Origin of the sequence: Szabonella alba (assembly GCF_016765775.1) — a bacterium.
Lineage (GTDB): Bacteria > Pseudomonadota > Alphaproteobacteria > Rhodobacterales > Rhodobacteraceae > Szabonella > Szabonella alba.
In genome coordinates, this window is sequence record NZ_JAESVN010000002.1 from 398,545 (window position 1) to 419,575 (window position 21,031).

A 21,031-nucleotide genomic window follows, 5' to 3' on the forward strand; every position below is an offset into this window, starting at 1 on the left:
GTTTTCCCGCAACCCCCTAAAGACCTGCGATCAGGCGTTCGGCATTGGCAAAGCGATGCCCCGTCAGATGCCACAGGAAGGTGCCATGGCTGACAACCGCGATGGTCTGTTCCGGTCGCGCCTTCAGCCATGCCGCAAAGGCCCCGACCCGCTCGGCCAGCATTTCGGGCGGTTCCTTGGCATAGGGCGCGTCCGAGGCGGGATCGACATACCACCACGGGTTTCTCAACTGGCTGAAATCCAGATCGGGAAAGCTCTGCGCCAGTGCCGCCGGGTCGCTGCCGACATCGCAATAGCTGTCAAGATGTTCGCGATGCAGGTCAAGGATCACCCTCGGCGCCTTCGATCCGGTAAAGGCGTGCAATCCGGTCTGGATCGTGCGGGTGAAGGGCGAAATGACGACAAGCTCGATCCCCTCGGCATCGCCGATTTCCGCGCCAAGCGCCTGCGCCTGCCGGTGCCCCAGATCGGTCAGCGCAGCATCGCGCACCATCGGATCGGGTTCGCCGGGCCGGGCAAGGGCGTTGTGATGGGATTGCGCATGGCGGATGAAATGGAATTTCTGCATCGGTTCTCGGCCCCCTCTGATCTGCGCTTGATTCTAGCCCCGGGGGCAGGGTCTTTCCAGCCCGGGCGGACCGTAAAACGCGCAGGGCGCCCACCCGCGATCCGCCCTGTTCCTTTTTCTGTCCGCAAGTATCCCGGGGGGTGAATTTGGCGCAGCCAAAGAGGGGCCAGCGCCCCCTCCCGGTCCGTCAGAACTTCATCGACGCGACCAGCGACACCGTGCGGCCCGGTTCAAAGAAGGGCGTGATGCTGGTGAAATCGCTCCCATAGGTTGCGCGGTCGGCATAGGTCTTGTCAAAGATGTTGTTGACCTCGGCCCGGATCACCAGCCCCGCGATCGAGGGGGAGGCATATTCGGCGAAAAGGTTCAGCACGGCATAGCCGGGAAGCTCCCGTTCCGCGTCCCCCTCGACATCGCTGTAGCGGGTCGCCGCGTCGATGCTGCCGCCGAAGGTGAAATCGCTGCCTGCAGGATTGTGCTGCAACTCGACCGAGAAGACACCGCCCAGAGGCGCACCCAGATCAAGCGCTGCATAGCTGTCGGCGCCCGCGCCGTTCACCTTGACCTTGCTGTGCGAATAGCTGGCCCGAAGATAGCCCTGATCCCAGCCGTAGCCCAGCCCCAGATTGAAGCCCCGGCTTTCCGCATCGCCATTGGCATTGGCGCGGAAGCTGCTGATCCGCGCATTGTCGATCCGGGTCAGGAAGACCTCGCCGCCCAGATCGAGATTGCCCGCGCGGTAATCGAAGCCCAGCGTGTAATTCGTGGCCCGCGCCGGTTTCAGGCTGCTGTAATCCCAGGCCGGGTTGAAGATGAAATTGTCCTCGATGCTCAGCCCGCCAAAGACCGAGGACAGGCCGCCGCGCAGCGTCAGGTTGTCATTCACCGCATACGAGACCGAGGCATTGCCGCTGAGCCCCGAGAAATCGTCGCTCCAGCCGCTGATCCCGGTGAAATCCTGCCGGTCCCACCGCAGGCCGAAGGACAGCGACAGCGCATCGGTCGGGTCCAGACGGGCCTGTGCATAAAGGCCGGTATTGAGGGCGGATTCGGTCAGCCCCGGTTCGGTATCGTCGCTATAGGTGCTGTTGCGGTCGTAAGCGTCGATCCCTGCCGTGACCGTGCCCATTCCCAAATGGAAACGGTTCTCGAATTTGCCCGACAGGGTTTCATTGTCACCCCGGCTGACGCCAAGGGCGGGGGTGGTCGGCTGATCGACGCCCAGCCGGACGCGCGACTTGCCGATCACGATTTTCGGATCCCACATCCCGCTGGCATTCACGTTCTCATAGCTGAAGGCCAGCGTATCGCGGCGCGTGTCATAGCGGCGCAAGGGGAAGGGCCGCCCGTCCGAGATGAAATTCGCGCGGAAGGGGCGCAGGGCGTCATCCTTCATCCGCTGGCCCGACAGTTCGAACCGGTGGCCCTCGGGGCTTTGATAGGCGAATTTCAGCAGTGTCGTCGTCAGATCGGCCGCACTCCCCTCAACCACCGTGCCCGCGCCGGTTTCATAGTCGCGACCGGTGGCGCGTTTCCCATAGGCCAGCCATTCGAAGCCTTCATGCATCCCGGCCAGCGTGGCCGAGCGCCCGAAGGTGCGGCCATTGTCACCGTAAGACAGCCGCACATTGCCGCCGACCATCTGGTCCGGGTCCAGAATGTCGCCCGGATCAACGGTTTCCATTACAACGGCACCCGCCATTGCATGGGGGCCGGCATCGGCAGGCGCGGCACCCGCATCGACCCGGACGGATTTCATCAGTCCCGGATCGAAGGCATTGGCCGAGACATGGTGGAACAGCCGGTTGTTCTGGCCGATCCCGTCCACGCTGACGGCGAGGTTCAGCATGTCGACGCCGTTGACGAAGATCTTCTGCGCGACCGGAATCGCCCCCCCGACCGAGACCGAGGCGATGCCCGCGAAAAGATCCTTCAGATCGCCCATGCGGGCGCGGTCCAGCTCTGCCTCGGCGACATACTGGCTGTTGGCGCGGTCAGCGGCATTGCCGTCCGGATCTTCGGCGCGCATCAGCGCGGGGTTCAGCAGAATCGTGCCCAGAAGGGTCGATTCGTCGAAGTCCTGAGCCAGTGCCGCAGGGGGTGCGGCCAGCGCAAGGGCGGCTCCGGTGGCGATGGTGGAACATGCAAGACAGGCGCGGATGCGCCGCGGAAGGGGCCGGGCCATGAAAACCTCTGGATTGATGGGGTTTCTGGCTGGGCTATGCCTTGCTGGGGCTGCGTTAGCACCGCAGCACCGGTCGCGCAACCGGTAGGCCCGTGCCTGCGGCCTGTCTGGCAAGGCCGTGCGGCAAGGCTGCAACAGCGCCGGGAAGGATGCGGATTCAGGGGGGCTTGCCAATAGGCGACAAAAACAATAAGAAATTTCCGATCAAGCCTTCCGCCAGATCGCCCCATGCGGAAAGGAGTGACCATGAACCCGGAAATTCCTTGTGCCACGGCGGCCTTGCGCGTGACACGACCTGCCATCCGCGCGATGCGGAGGGCTGCGACATGACCCATGATCAAGCCCCCACGGCCGATGCGGTTCCGGTTGCAAGCCTTGGCCTTGATGAGTTCGAAACCGGATTGCTGGCTGTGCTGAGGCATTTCCTGACGGCCTTTTCCCGCCCGGAATCGCAGGCTTGGCAATCGGCCTTCCGTGTGGCGACCGAACGCTGGGACCTTGCGGGCGGACCGCAGATCGCCATGGGCCTATTGCCGGTGTTGCAGGCCCTGCGCGGCGCGCGGCGGCAGGATTTCATCTTCACCGATCCCTTGTGTATCCAGTGCCGGATGCAGGCTACCGGATGTGAAGCGGCCTTCATGCGGATGGTTCAGGCCATGCGGCGCGACCGCACCGATATTGCGCGCGGCGCGGTGCTGGAACTGACCGGGGGGCGGATGGAGGCGGGGCTTGTTCAGGCCGGGCTCGCCTTTGCCGCGCGCTGGCCCGCGACGCGCGGCAATGAGGCCAACCAGCCTGATCTGCGCCAGACCCATTTCGCCCCGGCCCACCGGCATCTGCGCATCGTGCATTAAGGCCCGCCGCGCCGCAGGGGGCAGGGCAGGGACTGCTGCCCCGTTCCGGCCCGCCGGTCACAGATGATGCAGCACCATCGGGCGGCCCTCGAACTGGGCGATCCGCAGCGGCATGTCGTAAAGCGGTTCCAGCACTCCGGGCGTGAACACCTCGGCGGGGGTGCCTTCGGCATGGATGCGCCCGCCTTTCATTGCCAGCACATGATCGGCCCAGGCGGCGGCATGGTTGATCTCATGCAGCACCATGACCACGCTGCGCCCGGCATCGCGCAAGGCTGCAAGTTCGGCCATCAGGGCGCGGGCATGGGCCATGTCCAGCGCCGCCAGCGGTTCATCCAGCAACAGCCAGTCGGTATCCTGTGCAAGCGTCATGGCCAGATGCGCCCGCTGGCGCTGCCCGCCTGACAACTGGTCCAGAAAGCGGTCGGCCAGATCGGTCAGGGCCAGCCGGGCCATCGCCTCATCGACCTTGCGGCGGTCGGCGGGACCGGGGCGGCCCTGATGATGCGGCCAGCGCCCGAAACCCACCAGCTCGCGGACGCGCAGGCGGCTCATCACGCCCGCGTTCTGCGGCAGGATCGCCAGCCGACGTGCCAGTTCGCGGCTGTCGGACTGCCCGATATCCAGCCCCTCGACGCGGATCTGGCCTTGCTGAACCGGTTCAAGCCGCGCGATCAGCGACAGAAGCGTGGACTTGCCCGCCCCGTTCGGCCCGATCAGCGCGGTGATCCTGCCGCGTGGCAGCGTCGCGGTGATGTCCTGCAGGATCGCCGCCCGGCCGATGCTGTGGTTAACCCCGTTCATCTCGATCATCGGATGCGTCCTTTCAGCAGCAGGCCCAGAAAGACCAGCCCGCCCAGAAACTCGACCACCGCGGGCAGGGTGGATTGCTGGCCAAGTGCGCGTTCGAACACTGTCTGCCCCGCGACCAGAACCAGCGCGCCCAGCAGCATTGCCGTCACCAAGAGCGGCAGATGCCGGTCGCTTCCCGCCAGCGGACGGGCCAGCGCCACGACGATCAGCCCCAGAAAGGCCAGCGGCCCGACCAGCGCCGTTGCCACCGCGACCAGCACGGCGACCAGCGCCAGAACCGCCAGCACCATCTCGTCATGGCGCAGGCCCAGCGACACCGCCGCCACCCGCCCCAATGCCAGCACATCCAGACGCGGCGCAAGCCACAGCGCGGCCACGACCACCGCCAGCGTCACCGCCGCCGCGACCGGCAGCAGCGCAGGTTCGATCCGCCCGAAACTGGCCGCCGATTCCGCCTGCACCACCGCAAAGGCATTCGGGTCCATCACCCGGGCCAGAAACCCCGAAAGCGCACGGAACAGCACGCCCAGAATGATACCCGTCAGAATCATGCGGGGAATGTCGCTTGCCCCCCGCCCCAGCAGCGTGCCGAACAGCAAAAGCGCCGCCAGCACCAGCGCCGATGTCTCAAGCGTGAAACGGGCGGGACCGGACAGAAGGGCAAAGCCCACCGGCCCCAGCCCTGCGACCAGCGCCGTTTGCAGCAGCACGAACAGCGCATCAAGCCCCATGATCTGCGGGGTCAGGATGCGGTTGCGGGCCACGGTCTGAAACAGCACTGTCGCCACTGCGACCGCCACACCCACCAGCACCAGCCCCGCAAGCCGTGTGGCCCGCAATGTCAGCACGAACTGCCAGCGTGGCCCCAGCCCGGCCAGCAGGTAAAGCCCCGAGGCCAGCAGCAGCGCAAGCGTCAGAAGGACCAGCGGTCTAGCCATGGGCAGGCGCCCGCCACAACAGCCACAGGAACAGCACTGCCCCGACCACCCCCAGCACCGCCCCGACCGGGATTTCGTAAGGGTGGATCAGCAGCCGCCCGATGATGTCACAGGCCAGCAGCAGCGCCGCCCCGCCAAGTGCCGTGACCGGCAGGCTGGCGCGCAGGTTGTCGCCCATCACGCGGCTGACGATGTTGGGCACCACCAGCCCCAGAAAGGGCACCATCCCGACCGTCGCCATGACCAGCGCCGTGACCAGCGCCACGATCACCAGACCCAGCCGCATGACCGCCGCAGGGTTCAGCCCCAGTCCGCGCGCCACCCCGTCGCCCAGCCCCAGAATGGCCAGCCGGTCCGCCGCCAGCAGCGCCAGCCCCGCCGCCAGCCCCGCCAGCCACAGCAATTCATAGCGCCCGGCGATGATGCCCGAAAACTCGCCCGTCATCATCCAGATCGAGACATATTGCAGAAGGTCGGTCTGCCAGCCGATATGCAGTACCATCGCGCCCAGAACGCCCGACCAGACCAGCCCGGCCAGCGGCACCAGCAGCATCTCTTGCGGGGGCAGGCGGCGGATCATCGCCAGAAACAGCGCCGTTCCGGCCAGCCCCGCCAGTGTCGCAACCCCCATCCGCAGCCAAAGCGCCGCGCCGGGGGCCAGCAGCGTCACCGCCAGAAGGCCAAGCGCCGCCGCCTCACCCGTGCCGGTGGTTCCCGGCTCGACAAAGCGGTTGCGCACCAGTTGCTGCATCACCACCCCTGCCACGGCCAGTGCGGCCCCGGTCAGCATCACCGCCGCGGTGCGCGGCAGGCGCGACACGGTCAGCACCAGGAAGTCGCCATCGGCAACGCTGGCCACCCCGGTCAGCACACTGACCCCGGCCAGCGGCACCAGCAGCAAAAGGATCAGGACCGGGCGCAACGGACCCTACCGGGAAAAGGCGGTCAGCAATTCCCCCAGCGTCGTCATCATCGAGGTGAAGCCGCCCCCCGCGATATAGGCCGGGGTGGAGGACAGATAGATGATCTGACCACGCTCTGCCGCCACCGTGCGCGCGACCAGCGGATTGTCCAGCACATCCGAGGCCATGCTGTCCTCACCGATCGCGGCGGACCGGTCGATGACGAAAATCCAGTCGGGGTTTGTCTCGGCGATGAATTCGAAGGACACCGCATCGCCATGCACCGCCGCATCAAGATTTTCCCGCGCCTCGGGCAGGCCAAGTGCGTCATGGATCCAGCCAAAGCGCGATCCCCGGCCATAGGCCGAGATCTTGGGGCCGTTGACCGACAGGATCAGGCCGCGCCCCTTGCCTTGCGCGGCGGCGGCGGTCGCGGCCAGTTTCGCATCCAGTTCCGCGATCATCGCGGCGGCGCGGTCCTCGCGCCCGAACAGCAGCCCATAGGCCGCGATCCGGTCCCGCCCCTCGGCCATCACATCCTTCCAGATCGTCATGTCGATGGTTGGCGCCAGCGCCGTCAGCATCTCGATCCGTGTCGAGGACCGCCCGCCCGCGATCACCAGTTCGGGGTCAAGTGCTGCCAGCGCCTCAAGATCCGGTTCGAACAGCGTTCCGACCGGTCGTGCCTGTGCCGCGACCGGGTCGAGATAATCGACGTAAAGCCTGTCCGGCACCCCCTGCACCGTGACGCCAAGGGCTGTCAGCGTATCCAGTGCCGCGATGTCCAGGACGGCAATGCGCTCCGGCCCGGCCATCAGCGTGACATCGCCCCTTGCGGTGCGGATCGTCACCTCATCGGCGACAGCGGACAGGGGAAAAAGCGCAAGGCAGGCCAGAAGGGCCGCAGGGCGGGCAAAGTGCAGCATGGGGCCTCGGATCGGTTCGGGCGTGTGGCTGACAGTCTGGCTGCACGCGGACGCAACCGGACTAACCGCTTGTGATCCGCTGGTCCAGCGGATACGCCATGTAAAACTGTCAGGAAATTGCCGATGCTTGTTTCGACCGCCCGTTATCCGACCGTCCATGCCTCGAAATACCTTCAGCAACTTTGCAAGCATTTCGCCCATAAGGCCGAGGTGAGCCATGACGACACCACCGGCCGCGCGGCGCTTGAACCCGGTCTGGTGGAGCTTGCCGCCGAGGCTGGGGCCTTGACGGTGCGGGCCAGCGCCGCCGATGCAAAGGGGCTGATCCAGACGCGTTTCGTGGTCGATGTCCATCTGGTGACCTTCGCCCATCGAGAGGCTTTCACCGGTCTGGACTGGCAGGCGCCCGTCAATGGCCCGACGGGCGAAAGCCCTGCCGCCTGACAGTTGCGGCTGACAGTGCCGCGCGTTTTCGTTAAGGATCATCCGTCTTTCCATGGCGGGGTATTCTTGTGGCTGACGGGTCCGGCAATCGCATGAAGAGGGGGCTGCCCGTGCCGCAGGCCATGGGGGCAGTGATGTTCGGCCGGCTGCGGGCGGGCGGGCTGGTGCTGGCCGCGATCTTCTTCTGTTTCGCACTGACGCCTTCGATGGTTCCGCGCGGCCCGGTCCTGCAGGGGGTGCTGGGCGGTGCCGTCGCGGCGCTGGGCTATGTCATCTGGTTCCTGCTTGGCCTCTTGGGCGCATGGTTGGAACTGCGCCCGCTTCCCGCGCGCCCCGCCCGCATCGCCGCGCGCCTGTCGCTGGCGGCAGCGCTGGCCGCGACGGGCATCTGCCTTTGGCTCAGCGTGGACTGGCAGAACTCCATCCGCCGCGCCTGGGACCTGCCGCCGGGTGACGATTCCGCCCCGGTCACGGTGCTGGCGATGGCGGCGCTGGTCTTTGCGCTGCTGTTGCTGCTGGGCCGGACCTTCCGGCTGATCGTTCTGCGGCTCAGCCGCCGCAGCCGTGCCTTTCTGACGCCGAAACTGGCCAATCTGCTGGGGCTGCTGGTCGCGCTTGCGATCTTCGGGCTGCTGGTAAACGGCGTGCTGCTGCGGGCCTCGCTGCGTCTGATCGACAGCGCGTCGCGGGCCGCCGATGCGATGATCCCGCCCGAGATGGCCCCGCCCGGTGATGACCGGAAATCCGGCAGCGCCGCCTCGCTTGTCGCATGGGAAGACCTGGGCCGCTGGGGGCGCAACTATGTTGCCTCGGGACCTGACGGGGCGACGATCGGCGCCCATTGGGGCCAGCCTGCGCCGGACCCGATCCGCGTTTATGTCGGGCTGAATGCCGCCGACACGCCGCAGGAGCGGGCCGAACTTGCCTTTGCGGAACTGCAGCGCAGCGGCGGTTTCGCGCGCGACAAGCTGGTGATCGCGATACCGACCGGGTCGGGCTGGCTTGACCCCGGGGCGATGGACAGTCTGGAATACATCGCGCGCGGCAATGTCGCCACAGTGGCTGTGCAATACAGCTATCTTGCCAGCATGGTGTCGGTCGTGGTCGATCCGACGCATGGGCTGGCCGAGGCGCAGGCGATCTTTGATCTGGTCTATGGTCACTGGACGCAACTGCCCCGCGACGACCGGCCGAAACTTTATCTGCATGGCCTGTCGCTGGGGGCCTTCCTGTCGCAGGAAACCGTGCCGATCCTTGATGTGCTGGGCGACCCCTTCACCGGGGCGATGTGGGCGGGTTCACCCTTTCTGAGCGATTTCTGGAACATGGTCGTGGCGCGGCGCGAGGCGGGCAGCCCGGCCTGGAGGCCGGTTTTCGGCAACGGGTCGCTGATCCGCACCGGAAACCAGCAATCCGGCTTTGACGAGTTCCGCACCGACTGGGGCGCGATGCGGCTGGTCATGCTGAACTATGGCAGCGATCCCATCGTGTTTTTCGACTGGTCACTGGGCTGGCGCCGCCCCGACTGGCTGACTGGGCGGCGCGCACCTGATCTGTCCCCGCGCATGCGCTGGGTGCCGCTGGTGACCATGCTGCAGGTCGGGGTGGATATGGCGGTGGCGCTTGGCGTGCCGGGCCATGGCCATGACTATGTCGCCCGTCATTACATTCCGGCCTGGGCTGCAGCCCTTGCACCCGAAGGCTGGAACAGGGAGGAGGAGGCAAGACTTATCGAGCATCTGGCCGATCTGCGCGCGCGCTGAGGTCGGCCCCAGAACCGCCGCCCTTTCCCGCTTTCCGGTCGTGCATCAGGTTCCCGGGCCGATCCCGGCCCCGCGTCCACGCAGGCCCAGCCGCTGTTGCGACAGCGCCTCGGACAGGATGTCACGCAGGCCGCGCCCATGGGCGACCAGCGCCGCTGCGGCCTCATCCGCGCGGCCTTCGGCCACCAGTCGCAGGATCTGGCTGTGTTCGGCATAGGCCTCGGACCGGGCCGAGGGCAGCGAGCACATGATCCAGCGCGCGCGCTCGATCCGGGTCAGGATATCGGTCATCGCCCGGACCAGAAATCCGTTGCCCGACAGGCCCGCCAGCATGACATGGAAATCGGTGCCGATGGCGAACCAGCTTGCCGTGTCGTCGCGGGTGCGGCTTTGGTCCAGCACGGCCTGAATGCGCGCGATCCCCTCGGGGGTGGCGCGCTGGCTGGCCAGTTGCGCCACGGCGGCCTCGATGAATTCGCGATATTCGAAGGCTTCCAGCACGGCCGACAGTTCCAGCGCAGTGACGCGCAGGCTGCGCCCTGACCGGGTCACCAGCCCCTCGACCTCAAGCCGCAACAGCGCCTCGCGGATCGGGGTGCGGGACGATCCCAGCAGTCCCTCCAGCGCGCGTTCCGACAGCGCCTCACCCGGCATCAGATCCATCACAAGGATCGCCTGCCGCAGACTTGCATAGACATCCTCGGCCCGGTCTGCCGGGCGGTCGGGCCTTGTCCTGCCGGAATGTGTTGCGGCATCCGCTGCCTGCGGACTGCGCCGGTTCTGGTCATCGGTTGGCACGCTGGCGACCCTTTCGCGTTGACCGGTGTACCCGATTGGTATACCACCCGACGGGTCATCCGTCAAAACCATCCGTCGGGGAGGCCGGACCCTCATGATCTATCAATTCGGGCAAAACGGCGCGGCCTTTCCGCGGCGCGTCAGGGTGGTTGAGGTCGGCACCCGGGACGGGTTTCAGTCGCAGGCGGAATGGATTCCGACCGAGGCCAAGCTGGGTGTTCTGAAAGGGCTGATCGCAGCGGGCCTGCGGGAGTTTGAGGCAACGTCTTTCGTCTCCCCCCGCGCTGTTCCGCAACTGCGCGACGGGGCGGAATTGCTGGCAGCCCTCGGACATCCCCCCGGTGTGAAACTGACCGCGCTGGTGCCCAATGCCAAGGGAGCCGAGGCTGCAGCGGCGGCCGGGATCGGCGCGATGGTGGTCTTTGTCTCGGCATCGGAAAGCCATAACCTGAAGAACCTGAACCGGACCCGCGCGGCATCATTGGAAGGTCTGGCACAGGTGCGCGATATCGCGGATGCGGCGGGCATCCCGATGCAGGGCGCCATCGCCACCAGTTTCGGCTGCCCATTCGAGGGGGAGGTGCCGGTCGAAAGCGTCTTGATGGTGGCGCGGGCTTACCACGATCTGGGCATCCGCCATATCACGCTGGGCGACACGACCGGGGTTGCCACCCCGCCGCTGGTGGCCGAACGGGTGCGCAGCTTGCGCGCTGAACTGCCGGACCTGGAAATCGCGCTGCATTTCCACAACACGCGCGGTGTGGGGCTGGCCAATGTCATGGCGGGGCTCGCCGAGGGGATCGACATTTACGAATCCTCGGTCGCCGGGCTGGGGGGCTGCCCCTTCGTGCCGCGCGCGACCGGCAATATCAGCACCGAGGATCTGGTCTATCTGCTGCATGAATGCGGCATCGAGACGGGGATCGACCTTGACGCGCTGTGCGACGTGGCGCGTGCTGTGGAGGCGATCATCGGACATGAGCTGGCAGGGCAAGTGATGAAGGCCGGCCCCCGGCTGCAGACCGCCGCCATGGATGAGGTAAGGACAGCCTGCGGATGACGATTGCACAACAAGACAGCACGGAAACGCAGGGCACAGGACTGCAAAAGCCGCTTCAGGGTATCCGGGTTGTCGATCTGACAAGGGTTCTGTCGGGGCCGTTTTGTTCGATGCTGCTGGGCGATATGGGGGCCGAGGTCATCAAGATCGAACCCCCCGGGCAGGGGGATCCGGTGCGCGCTCAGGGCGGTATCAAGGATGGGCTGAGCTGGTATTTCGCCTCCTTCAACCGCAACAAGAAATCGGTGGAACTGGACCTGCGGGATGCGGGCGACAAGGCGCTGCTGGCCGAACTGATCCGGGGCGCGGATGTGCTGGTGGAAAATTTCCGCCCCGGCGTCATGGCGAAAATGGGCTTCGGGCCAAAGGTTCTGGCCGATCTGAACCCGCGCCTCGTCAGCGCCTCGGTCAATGGCTATGGCAGCACCGGCCCCTATATCGACCGCCCCGCCTTCGATTTCATCACGCAGGCGATGAGCGGATTCATGAGCGTGAACGGGCGCGCCGATCAGCCGCCCCTGCGCAGTGGCCAGCCGATTACCGATCTGGTGGCGGGTCTTTATACCGCCTTCGGCATCGTCAGCGCGCTGCGCGCCCGCGATCTGAACGGCCGGGGCCAGCATGTCGAATCCGCGATGCTGAACGGTATCCTGTCCTTCATGGCCTATCTGGCCTCGGAACATCTGATGACCGGGGCGCTGCCGGAACGCACCGGCAACGATCATCCGCTGGTCGCCCCTTACGGGCTGTTCCGTGCGTCAGATGGCGAGGTGGCTGTGGCACCTTCGAATGACATCATCCTGCGTCGGTTCCTGCGGGCGCTGGATCTGGAAATGCTGCTGGAGGATCCGCGTTTCGACACCAATCCGAAACGCTTTGCCCGGCGGGATGAGTTGAACGCGCTGATCGACGCGCGCATGGCGACCGACAGTCAGGCAAGCTGGATCGACCGGCTGAACGCGGCGGGCGTGCCCTCGGGCAAGGTGCAGAACCTGCGTGAGGCGCTGGAGGATCCGCAGGTGCAGGCGCAGGAGATGGTGATTGACCTGCCCCATCCCGGCCACGGCACGGTGCGGATGCTGGGCTTTCCGGTCAAGCTGTCCGAAACCCCCTGCGAGGCGCGGCTGCCCGCGCCCCGGCTGGGCGAACATAATGACGAGATCCTGACGCCCCTGCGCGCGGCCCTGTCGGCCCGGGCCGGGGCAGGCAAGACATGACAGAACCGCAGTCCGGAGAGGAGCCGGGTACTGCACAACGGGAAGGAGGACCCCGAATGACCAAGACCCTGAGGACCGCGATTGGCGGTATTCTGGCTTCGGCTGCGATCAGTTGCATGGCGGTGCTGCCGGCAACGGCCCAGACCACGATCGAGGTGCATAACACCATGAGCGCGGGCGGATCCGAAGATGCCGCCCTGCAGCGCTTTTCCGAGTTTCTTGAGGAACGCGCCCCGGGCCGTTTCGATATTGTCCCTTATCTGGGCGGGCAGTTGGGGTCCGAGGTGGATGTTCTGGAACTGCTCAATCTGGGGCAGACCCAGATGTCGCTGACCGGCGGGCTGTTCATGAACCAATATGCCCCGGAACTGGACGCGGTTTCGGTGCCCTTCGTCTTTCCTGACTGGAATGCGGTTGAACATTTCATGATGAACACCGACTCGGGCAAGGCCATTCAGGCCAAGGCGCGCGAGCAGGGCAACATCGTCTATCTTGGTCCGCAGATGCGCGCCTTCCGGCACATGACCTCAAACCGGGAGATCAACACGCCCGAGGATCTGAAGGGCCTGACCATGCGTCTGCCGCAGATCCCGATCTGGCTGGATGTCTGGGGCGAACTGGGTGTGCAGCCCGTGGTCATCCCCGCGCCCGATATCTATTTCGCGATGCGCACGGGTCAGGTCGAGGCGCATGAGAACAGCCTTGCCTCGCCCTATACCCGCCAGATGTGGGAGGTGCAGAAATACATCATCACCACCGCGCATCTGTCCTTCCCCTGGCATTGGGTGGCGTCCGCGCGCTGGTGGGACGGGCTGTCGGCTGAAGATCAGGCGCTGATCACCGAGGCGGTGGAAGCCGCGCGCAGCCATGGCTTCACCGTCGAGGCCGAGGCCGATGATTTCTACCGGGCCGAGCTTATCAAGAACGGCATGACCTTCATCGACGTCGATCAGGCCCCCTTCCGTGAGACGGCCCGCCCGGCGGTGGACCGCATCCTGTCGGAAATGGCCGATGGTGTGACGACCGATATCGAGGCTGCCATCGCCGCCACGCGCTGACGGCATATGCCCGGCCCGCCGCGTGCCTTGTGCGCGGCGGGCCCCTTTCAGGATGGAGCGCGCCGATGCTGACCAGAATCGAATCCGGCTGGGCCCGGATTCTGGAACTTTCCGCCATGGCGATGATGATGGGCATGGTCGGTGTGATCGCCTGGTCGGTGATCGGGCGGCAGGTGTTCCGCCTGCCTGTCGCATGGTCCGAAGAGGTCGGCGCAGGGCTGATGGCCTGGATGGTGCTGACCGGATCGGCCGCCGCCTGGCACCAGCGCCGCCATCTGATGATCGACCTTGTCTTGCGGCGGCTGAATCGCCGCTGGCTGGCCGTGTTCTGCGCGGTGATCGAGGCGCTTTCGGTCCTGCTGTTTGCCGTCGCCTTCTGGGGCGCGCTGTCCATGATGGAGGTCAGCGCCAACAATTCGACCACGGCGCTGGGGATCAGCTTTCGCTGGCTTTATCTGGCGCTGGTCGTGGGTCTGGGCTCGATGATCGCGTTCAGCCTGATCTTCCTGTTCCGACTGTTCACCGGTGACCGCTCCGTGCTGCCGGATTACGCCACGGAGGCCGAATGGAATACCTGATCATCTTCTTTGGGCTGATGGTGTTTCTGTTTGCCATCGGTGTGCCGATTGCCGTGGGCATCGGGCTGACCTGTCTTGCGGTTCTGGTGATCCGCGACGGGATCACCGCGATCCCCGCGGAACTGTTCGCGATCCAGATGCTGCGCGGGCTGAACAATTTCCCGATCCTTGCAATCCCTTTCTTCATCTTTGCCGCCGCCCTGATGAATGTCGGCACGGTGGCCGGGCGGATCTTCAATTTCGCCAATGGCCTTGTCGGGTCGATCCGGGGCGGGCTGGGCCATGTCAATGTGCTGGCCTCGATGATGTTTTCCGGCATGTCCTCGACCGCTGTTGCCGATGTGGCGGGGCTGGGGCAGCTTGAACTCAAGGCGATGAAGGAACGCGGCTATCCGGGGGCGTTTTCGGTGGGAATCACCGGGGCCTCGTCGATCATATCGCCGATGATCCCGCCCTCAATTGCGCTGGTGGTCTATGGCTGGCAGTCCAACACTTCGATTGCAAAGATGTTCATTGCGGGGCTTTTGCCGGGTGTCATGATCGGGCTGGCCTTCATGGTCATGTGTTTCGCGCTGTCCTACCGCTATGACATGCCCACCACCCCGCGCCCGAAACTGCCTGAACTGGTGCAGCTTTTCGGGCGGGCGCTGCCGCCGCTGCTGACGCCGCTGATCATCGTCGGCGGCATCTGGAGCGGGATCTTCACCCCGACCGAGGCCGGGGCGATTGCCTGTCTTTACGCGCTGTTTCTGGGCGCAGTGGTTTACCGCGAACTGACATGGGCAGGACTGATGGACGTGCTGGCCAGCACCGTGCGGTTCTCTGCGATCATCCTCTTTATCATCGGCATCGCCACCTTCTATGGCTGGCTGCTGGTGCGGCTGCGCCTGCCGCAGGAACTGGCCATGCTGATGACGGGGCTGGATCTGAACCCGACGATGCTGATGCTGGCCATGGTGGTGTTCTTCCTGCTGGTCGGCTGTTTCATGAGCGTGGTCGAGGCGATCCTGATCTTCACCCCGATCTTCATGCTGACGATCCAGTCCCTGGGCATCGACCCGGTCTATTTCGGTGTCATCATGGTGCTGACCCTGTCCTGCGGGGTCATCACGCCGCCCTTCGGCAATGTGCTGTTCGTGCTGGTCGAAATTACCGGAATGCCCTTTGAACGGGTGGCGATGGCGGTGCTGCCCTTCCTGATCCCGGTCCTGGTGGTGGTCCTGCTGCTGGTTTTCTTTCCCGGTCTGGTGACCTTCCTGCCTGAACGGTTCGGCTGACCGGGCGGCTGACGGCAAAGTGCGACTGAAAAAGGCCCTGCCCGACCCGGCAGGGCCTTTGTGGTTTTGATCCGGCCCTGCGCAGGAGGCGAGCCTTGCCCTCGGGTTGTCCTGAAGCAGCCGGGCAGGGCCCGCTTGGGCGGAAATCGGAACATGATCGAAAAGCGATGCTACCGATCCCACCCAATGCCCGGTCATCACCCTTCTGCAATTGTGCGGAGGGCCGGAAATGCCCTTGCGTCAATTGCACAAAATCATGTGTCACAAATCCAGACGACAACCTGAACGTGATTTTCGCCCCCATAAGTGGGCCGGAGCAGACGACAGGACGGCGTTTCAAGGAGGAGAAACCGACACAATCTGCCCTGCAAGATAGGTCACGAAAGGCCGGGCAGCGCGCATTCGCCGCCATCCATGCGGGTGGGGCATCTATCGAGTTTTGGAGGAGACAGACATGATCCGTATATCCGCAGCCGTTCTGGCAGGGCTGGCGCCGCTGTCACTGGCCGCCGAACCCGTCAACATGCTGTTCATCGGCAACAGCTACACTTTCGGGCGCACCGACCCGGCGATGAGTTACAATTCCGGCAATGTGACCGACCTGACCTCACCCGAGCGGGGGGGCACATTCACCGACCTGACTGGCAGCCACGCCTTTGAACCGCATCCATGGGGCGGCGTGCCGGGCATCTTCAAGCAACTGACCGATCAGGCGGGGCTGGACTACAATGTTTATCTCTCCACCCGCAACGCGGCCTCGCTGCGCGGGCATCTGCTGAACAGCAATCCGGCCAACTGGGACCTGCGCGGCAATATGGAACTGATGACCTGGGACAAGGTGGTGCTTCAGGAACAAAGCGCCAATCCGCTGGTGCGCAAGGTCAATGAACACGGGCATGATCTGGGATCCGATCCCGAGGGCTTCCGCTATTATGCCGATGCGATCAAGAACCTTGTGAAATCGCCCGAAGGCACCGGCGAATTGCGCGACCGCGATTCCTTTGACGGGGATACCATCGACGAACGTCAGGCCGCCTGTGAGGCGGCAGGATCATCGCGCGTGACCTGCAGCCGCAGCCGGGGCGAATATGTGAACCCCAATGCCAGCAGCGACACGCAGGTGTATCTTTATCAGACATGGGCGCGACCCAATCTGATCCATGGCGCCTTTGACACGGTCCGCGACGACAGCGACGGTTCGGTGTCATGGCTGGATACCCAATCGACCGAAACCCATTACGACACGCTGGAGGAAATCACCGCCGAACTGGTCGCGGGCTATCAGGACGCCTTCGATTACGCGCTGCAACAGGGTTCGACCAGCTATGAGGGGATCGCTCCGGTTGGTCAGGCCTTTCTGTCCGCCGTGCAGTCGGGCGTGGCTGCACGGGATTTCTGGGCCAATGAGGCCGAGGCGACAGGCAGCGTTGACCTGTGGTTCGAGGATGGCACCCATGCCAGCAAATACGGCTCCTATCTCAGCGCGCTGACGCTGTTCGGGGAAACGACAGGGCTTGATCCGCTGCTGTTTGCCGAAGGAGAGATTGCCGCACAAGATATGGGCATTTCTGCCGAAGATGCCTTTGCCCTGCAACGGGTGGCCAGTTTCCTGCTGAACCTGATCGCCGCCGAATCCAGCGGCGATGACCTCTTGGCCTCGGCGCAAAGTGCGGGCGGGATCGTGGCGCAGATGGCCGATATCGTCATCGCGCAGCAGGACACCCTGAACGCCCATCGGTTGCGCGCAGCACGGGGGCGTCTTGCCGCACCGGCGGAAACCGGGCGCTTTACCCCGACCGTGACGGTGCAGGGGGCCGCGCGGGCCGAGGGCGGTTCGGCCCATGGCGCGGGCGATGTCGCGTCATTGACCGCGCATGTCGGGGGCGTCTGGCAGCACAGTGCCGATCTCAGCTTCGGGGGCACGATCAGCCTGCAGCGCAGCAACAGTGACCTGCGGCATGGCGGCGACATCTCCGCCGAGACGGTTTCGGCCGGGCTGGATGCCGCATGGCAGCGCGGTGGCACGTGGGTCGTGGCCGGGGTCGGTTTCTCGAAATCGCGCCTGTCGGGGGTGCGGAACTTCGCGATGGTCTCAGGTCTGGGATATGAATTCCTGCAGGAATCCTTCGATGTCGATACCCATGCCTATACGCTGAATGCCAGCCTGCAGGGCGGCCATGTCTTCCGCCCCAACTCCGATTTCAGCTATGGCCCGGTCTTCGGGATCGACTACAGCCGGACGCGCATTGGCGGTCACAGTGAGGGCACCGCCCGCCGGGCGGTCAGCTATGGCAAGCTGGATTTCGAAAGCATCGAACTGCAACTGGGCGGACAGATGACCCGCAAGGTCACGCTTGCGGGCAGGCCGGTCACGTTGTCTGCGGATCTGCGCTATGTGCGCGAACTGGCCGAGGGGCGCCCGTCTATGGCGATGATCGTCGACAGCGCAGGCACGACGCGCGCGGTGGCCGGGGCGGATTTCGACAAATCCTTTGGCCGGATCGGCCTTTCGGCACAGATGCAGCTTTCCCCGCAGGCGGTCAGCTGGCTGTCGCTGGATGGCCGGATCGGGCATCGGGGCGGCGCGCAGGCGCGGCTTGGCGCGGGGATCAGCGTCCGGTTCTGACCCTGTCCTGCCCTCCGGCCCCTGATCGGGGCCGGAGGGTTCTTTCAGGCCGCATTCGGGGTCATTCTGCGGATGCCGCCCTGCGCCGCCGCCATTGCCGCAGCGCCATGCGCAGCAGCGGCACCGTCCAGACGATGATCGTGACAACCCCCAGCACCGCCGAGATCGGGCGCGAGAAGAAAGCCAGCAGATTGCCCTGCGAACTGATCAGCGCCATGATCATGTTCTGCTCGACAATCGCCCCCAGCACGATGCCCAGCACCGCCGGGGCCAGCGGCAGACCGGCCGATTCCATGCCATAGGCCATGATCCCCAGCGCCAGCATGACAAGGATACCGCTGGCCGAATTGTCGATCGAATAGGCCCCGGTCACCGCCAGCAGCAGCAGCGCGGGCATCAGCAGCTGGCGCGGAACCCGCAGGATCCAGCGCGCGACCTTCATCGACAGGATGCCGAAGGGCAGCAGCAGCAGATTGGCGATCAGAAACACGATGAAAACCGCATAGATCAGGTCGGGATTGTTGATGAACACGGTCGGCCCGGGGTTCATCCCTTTCAGATACAGCACTCCGACCGCGATGGCGGTGATCGTGTCGCCGGGAATGGCAAAGACCATCGCCGGGATCCATGCGGCGGCCAGGGCCGCGTTATTGGCCGAATTTCCGGCAATCACCCCTTCGATATGGCCTTTGCCCCATTTTTCAGGCTCGCGCGAAAACCGCTTGGCCACAGCAAAGGAAATCCATGACGCAATATCGGCCCCGGCCCCCGGCAGGGCACCCAGAACCGTGCCAATGCCGCTGCCGCGCAGGGCGACGTGCCAGTATTGGCGCGCGGCGGCAAAGACCTTGGTCCATGCCTCGCGCATGCTGGCCTGCGCGACCCGATGCGTTTCTCCGGGGGCCACCAGCGATCGCAGGATCTCGGGCAGGGCGAACATGCCGATCAGCGCGGGAATGAAGGACACCCCGTCCATCAGAACATAGGTGCCGAAGGTAAAACGCGGATAGCCGGTGCCGTAATCCATGCCAACCGTGGAAATCAGCAGACCGATCATCAAGGAGGCCATGCCTTTCAACACATCCTCGGAGGCGACGAAAACCGCGCAACTGAGACCCAGGCAGCCCAGCCAGAAGAATTCGAACGCGCTGAAATTCAGCGCGAACCGCGCCAGCACCGGTGAGGCAAGGATCAGCACCAGCGTGCCGATAATGCCGCCTGTCATGGAAAAAAAGGCACTGCTGCCCAGCACGAAACCGGCATCGCCCCGGTTGCTCAGCGCATGGGCATCATCGACATAGGCGGCCGAGGCAGGCGTGCCCGGCATCCGCAGCAGCGCGCCGGGAATATCGCCCGCCGCGATGCACATCGCCGCCGCCGAAACGATGGAGGCGATGGCCGCGATCGGGCTGAGAAGAAAGGTGATCGGCACCAGCAGCGCCACCGCCATGGTCGCCGTCAGCCCCGGCAGCGCACCCACCACGAAACCGAACAGCGAGGCCACGAAAATCGTCAGCAGGGTCGTCGGATCCGCGACCAGCCAGAAGGCGGCACCAAGATTTTCCCACACGGTCAGAACACCCCTTCCAGCAATCCCGGCGGCAGCGGCACGCGCAGCGCTTGCCGGAACAGAAGATCCAGCAGCAGCGTCACGATCAGCGCCATGCCAAGGGAAAACAGCAGGCTCCGGCGTAACCAGAGCGCAAGGATCAGCAAGGTTGCAAAGCTGAGCGGGGCAAAGCCCACCCATTCCATCAGCAGCGCGAAGGACAGAACGGCGGCCAGCAGCAGCCTGGTCGCCTGCAGCAGTTTGCCCGGTTCAAACCGGGGATCGACGGCGATCCGCCATCCCGCGCCCGCGCGCAGGCCACGCAGCAACAGCAGGCTGCCGCACAGGACCAGCCCTGCGGCAATCAGACCCGGAAACAGGCCGGGTCCGAAGAACCCGGCCTGCGTGGGAAAAGTGGTGATGAAAGCGGCGACCAGCAGGCCAAGCAAGGCCAGAAACAGGCCGGTCACCGCATCTCCGATCTGCATGCCCGACCCGTTACTGTCCGAGTTGCTCGAAAATTTCGGTCATGGCGGCCATGTCCGAAATCATGAAGTCGCGGAAATCGTCGCCACCGCGCCACAGATGGGTAAAGCCGCGTTCAATCAGCGTGTTGCGGAAATTGTCGCTGTTGGCGGCATTCTCGACCGCCTCCAGCAGCCGCGCCTGCACATCCTCGGGCAGGTCCTGCGGGCCGACAACGCCGTGCCACAGGCCATAGGACCAGTCGATGCCAAGTTCCTTCATCGTCGGAACATCGGGGAAGGCTGCCGAACGATCATCCGCCGACAGGGCCAGCGGACGCAGTTCCCCGCTTTCGATCAGGGCGCGCGCCTCGACCAGCGACGCGGTCGAGAAGGTCGAGTTTCCGGCCGCGACATCCAGATGCCCGGCGGTGCCGCCCTGCGTGGGCACCCAGTTCACGCCGCCCGGATCGGCCCCGGCAGCCAGCATGAAGCCGACATAACCCACATGCCAGTTGGCATTGGGCGGCGCGCCGGTTGCGCTCAGCTGTCCCGGGCTGGCCTCGATTGCCGCCAGCAATTCGGCCAGATCGGCATAGGGCGCGTCGGTCTTGACCGTGACACCGCCCGGCAATTCGTTGGTCTGGCCGATGGGCGTCAGGTTTTCATAGCTCAGATCCGCAAGATCCTGCGGCTTGTAAAGGCTGATATCGCTGGCGATGACCCCCAGCGTATAGCCATCGGGCCGGGCCTGCGCGATGGCGGTCGTGCCAACGATGCCACCGCCGCCCGCGCGGTTCACGACATTGATCGACACACCCAGTTCCCGCTCCAGTTCCGCGCCAAGCGTGCGCGCGACAATATCGGTGCCGCCGCCTGCGGGATAGGGCACGATCAGGGTGATCGGCCGGTCGGGAAACTCCGCCATCGCCGCCCCGGCGCTGGCAAGGGCCAACCCGGCGGCAAGGCCCATAGCCTTGATCATGGTTCCGTTGGTCATTCTGGTCTCCT

19 protein-coding genes are annotated in these 21,031 nt (G+C 65.1%); 9 read left to right on the top strand and 10 right to left on the bottom strand.

All coding sequences use genetic code 11. The annotated features are described in order from the left end of the window. Window positions 1-16 precede the first annotated feature (16 nt). Both JL811_RS06340 and JL811_RS06345 read right to left on the bottom strand, forming a co-directional pair. Window positions 17-568, bottom strand: coding sequence for a histidine phosphatase family protein (locus JL811_RS06340; RefSeq protein WP_202687646.1), 552 nt, complete (start codon window positions 566-568; stop codon window positions 17-19). A gap of 187 nt (window positions 569-755) precedes the next feature. Further along, window positions 756-2,753: a TonB-dependent receptor plug domain-containing protein gene (locus tag JL811_RS06345; RefSeq protein WP_202687647.1), complete on the bottom strand. Its 1,998-nt coding sequence runs from the start codon at window positions 2,751-2,753 to the stop codon at window positions 756-758. 326 nt (window positions 2,754-3,079) lie between these two features. Between JL811_RS06345 and JL811_RS06350 the strand changes: the two genes are divergently transcribed. After that, a complete protein-coding gene (locus tag JL811_RS06350) occupies window positions 3,080-3,607 on the top strand; it encodes a hypothetical protein (RefSeq protein ID WP_202687648.1) in 528 nt (175 codons plus the stop codon). A 57-nt stretch (window positions 3,608-3,664) separates the two neighbouring features. Here the strand turns inward: JL811_RS06350 and JL811_RS06355 are convergent, their stop codons facing one another. From JL811_RS06355 to JL811_RS06370, 4 genes are read right to left on the bottom strand one after another with little or no spacing between them, the layout of a single operon-like run. After that, the gene (locus tag JL811_RS06355) at window positions 3,665-4,420 is read right to left on the bottom strand and encodes an iron ABC transporter ATP-binding protein (RefSeq protein ID WP_202687649.1); all 756 of its coding nucleotides are present in this window, start codon (window positions 4,418-4,420) and stop codon (window positions 3,665-3,667) included. Then, window positions 4,417-5,358, bottom strand: coding sequence for an iron chelate uptake ABC transporter family permease subunit (locus JL811_RS06360; protein ID WP_202687650.1), 942 nt, complete (start codon window positions 5,356-5,358; stop codon window positions 4,417-4,419). Before JL811_RS06360 ends, JL811_RS06355 begins: the two co-directional genes overlap by 4 nt. Beyond that, window positions 5,351-6,250, bottom strand: a complete 900-nt coding sequence (locus JL811_RS06365; RefSeq protein WP_420496770.1) for an ABC transporter permease — start codon at window positions 6,248-6,250, stop codon at window positions 5,351-5,353. Before JL811_RS06365 ends, JL811_RS06360 begins: the two co-directional genes overlap by 8 nt. A 36-nt stretch (window positions 6,251-6,286) precedes the next feature. Continuing rightward, entirely contained in the window at window positions 6,287-7,186 is a 900-nt protein-coding gene (locus JL811_RS06370; protein WP_202687652.1) for a siderophore ABC transporter substrate-binding protein, read from the bottom strand. A 123-nt stretch (window positions 7,187-7,309) separates the two neighbouring features. Here JL811_RS06370 and JL811_RS06375 point away from each other — a divergent pair, with 123 nt between their 5' ends. Then, entirely contained in the window at window positions 7,310-7,630 is a 321-nt protein-coding gene (locus JL811_RS06375) for a DUF2218 domain-containing protein (protein ID WP_202687653.1), read from the top strand. A 92-nt stretch (window positions 7,631-7,722) separates the two neighbouring features. Further along, window positions 7,723-9,393 carry an alpha/beta hydrolase gene (locus JL811_RS06380; protein ID WP_202687654.1) on the top strand — a complete coding sequence of 557 codons (1,671 nt, stop codon included), beginning with the start codon at window positions 7,723-7,725 and terminating at the stop codon, window positions 9,391-9,393. A gap of 45 nt (window positions 9,394-9,438) precedes the next feature. Here JL811_RS06380 and JL811_RS06385 read toward each other — a convergent pair whose 3' ends face one another. Continuing rightward, window positions 9,439-10,191, bottom strand: a complete 753-nt coding sequence (locus JL811_RS06385; protein WP_202687655.1) for an FCD domain-containing protein — start codon at window positions 10,189-10,191, stop codon at window positions 9,439-9,441. Between the two features lie 94 nt (window positions 10,192-10,285). On the opposite strand from JL811_RS06385, the gene JL811_RS06390 reads away from it, so the two are divergent. The 6 genes from JL811_RS06390 to JL811_RS06415 all read left to right on the top strand — a co-directional run bounded on the left by JL811_RS06390 (window position 10,286) and on the right by JL811_RS06415 (window position 18,007). Beyond that, on the top strand, window positions 10,286-11,251 hold the full coding sequence (locus tag JL811_RS06390; protein ID WP_202687656.1) for a hydroxymethylglutaryl-CoA lyase: 966 nt from the start codon (window positions 10,286-10,288) through the stop codon (window positions 11,249-11,251). Continuing rightward, window positions 11,248-12,468, top strand: coding sequence for a CaiB/BaiF CoA transferase family protein (locus tag JL811_RS06395; protein ID WP_202687657.1), 1,221 nt, complete (start codon window positions 11,248-11,250; stop codon window positions 12,466-12,468). The genes JL811_RS06390 and JL811_RS06395 overlap by 4 nt, the downstream gene beginning before the upstream one ends. A gap of 56 nt (window positions 12,469-12,524) precedes the next feature. After that, window positions 12,525-13,526, top strand: a complete 1,002-nt coding sequence (locus JL811_RS06400) for a TRAP transporter substrate-binding protein (protein WP_202687658.1) — start codon at window positions 12,525-12,527, stop codon at window positions 13,524-13,526. A 65-nt stretch (window positions 13,527-13,591) separates the two neighbouring features. After that, window positions 13,592-14,104 carry a TRAP transporter small permease gene (locus tag JL811_RS06405; protein ID WP_202687659.1) on the top strand — a complete coding sequence of 171 codons (513 nt, stop codon included), beginning with the start codon at window positions 13,592-13,594 and terminating at the stop codon, window positions 14,102-14,104. Further along, the gene (locus tag JL811_RS06410) at window positions 14,092-15,381 is read left to right on the top strand and encodes a TRAP transporter large permease (protein WP_202687660.1); all 1,290 of its coding nucleotides are present in this window, start codon (window positions 14,092-14,094) and stop codon (window positions 15,379-15,381) included. The genes JL811_RS06405 and JL811_RS06410 overlap by 13 nt, the downstream gene beginning before the upstream one ends. 454 nt (window positions 15,382-15,835) lie before the next feature. Next, entirely contained in the window at window positions 15,836-18,007 is a 2,172-nt protein-coding gene (locus JL811_RS06415) for an autotransporter outer membrane beta-barrel domain-containing protein (protein ID WP_202687661.1), read from the top strand. Between the two features lie 61 nt (window positions 18,008-18,068). Here the strand turns inward: JL811_RS06415 and JL811_RS06420 are convergent, their stop codons facing one another. From JL811_RS06420 to JL811_RS06430, 3 genes are read right to left on the bottom strand one after another with little or no spacing between them, the layout of a single operon-like run. Continuing rightward, entirely contained in the window at window positions 18,069-19,577 is a 1,509-nt protein-coding gene (locus tag JL811_RS06420) for a tripartite tricarboxylate transporter permease (RefSeq protein WP_202687662.1), read from the bottom strand. Window positions 19,578-19,579: 2 nt separating this feature from the next. Beyond that, window positions 19,580-20,044 carry a tripartite tricarboxylate transporter TctB family protein gene (locus JL811_RS06425; protein WP_202687663.1) on the bottom strand — a complete coding sequence of 155 codons (465 nt, stop codon included), beginning with the start codon at window positions 20,042-20,044 and terminating at the stop codon, window positions 19,580-19,582. Window positions 20,045-20,054: 10 nt separating this feature from the next. Then, complete coding sequence (locus JL811_RS06430; protein WP_237684831.1) at window positions 20,055-21,020, bottom strand: tripartite tricarboxylate transporter substrate binding protein; 966 nt, start codon at window positions 21,018-21,020, stop codon at window positions 20,055-20,057. Between the last annotated feature and the right edge of the window lie 11 nt (window positions 21,021-21,031).

Coding starts and splice junctions, on each gene's coding strand:
- JL811_RS06395 (WP_202687657.1), top strand. CDS start 11,248: ATGACGATTGCACAACAAGACAGCACGGAAACGCAGGGCACAGGACTG.
- JL811_RS06340 (WP_202687646.1), bottom strand. CDS start 568: ATGCAGAAATTCCATTTCATCCGCCATGCGCAATCCCATCACAACGCC.
- JL811_RS06410 (WP_202687660.1), top strand. CDS start 14,092: ATGGAATACCTGATCATCTTCTTTGGGCTGATGGTGTTTCTGTTTGCC.
- JL811_RS06345 (WP_202687647.1), bottom strand. CDS start 2,753: ATGGCCCGGCCCCTTCCGCGGCGCATCCGCGCCTGTCTTGCATGTTCC.
- JL811_RS06405 (WP_202687659.1), top strand. CDS start 13,592: ATGCTGACCAGAATCGAATCCGGCTGGGCCCGGATTCTGGAACTTTCC.
- JL811_RS06390 (WP_202687656.1), top strand. CDS start 10,286: ATGATCTATCAATTCGGGCAAAACGGCGCGGCCTTTCCGCGGCGCGTC.
- JL811_RS06415 (WP_202687661.1), top strand. CDS start 15,836: ATGATCCGTATATCCGCAGCCGTTCTGGCAGGGCTGGCGCCGCTGTCA.
- JL811_RS06375 (WP_202687653.1), top strand. CDS start 7,310: ATGCTTGTTTCGACCGCCCGTTATCCGACCGTCCATGCCTCGAAATAC.
- JL811_RS06425 (WP_202687663.1), bottom strand. CDS start 20,044: ATGCAGATCGGAGATGCGGTGACCGGCCTGTTTCTGGCCTTGCTTGGC.
- JL811_RS06360 (WP_202687650.1), bottom strand. CDS start 5,358: ATGGCTAGACCGCTGGTCCTTCTGACGCTTGCGCTGCTGCTGGCCTCG.
- JL811_RS06355 (WP_202687649.1), bottom strand. CDS start 4,420: ATGATCGAGATGAACGGGGTTAACCACAGCATCGGCCGGGCGGCGATC.
- JL811_RS06430 (WP_237684831.1), bottom strand. CDS start 21,020: ATGACCAACGGAACCATGATCAAGGCTATGGGCCTTGCCGCCGGGTTG.
- JL811_RS06370 (WP_202687652.1), bottom strand. CDS start 7,186: ATGCTGCACTTTGCCCGCCCTGCGGCCCTTCTGGCCTGCCTTGCGCTT.
- JL811_RS06350 (WP_202687648.1), top strand. CDS start 3,080: ATGACCCATGATCAAGCCCCCACGGCCGATGCGGTTCCGGTTGCAAGC.
- JL811_RS06400 (WP_202687658.1), top strand. CDS start 12,525: ATGACCAAGACCCTGAGGACCGCGATTGGCGGTATTCTGGCTTCGGCT.
- JL811_RS06380 (WP_202687654.1), top strand. CDS start 7,723: ATGAAGAGGGGGCTGCCCGTGCCGCAGGCCATGGGGGCAGTGATGTTC.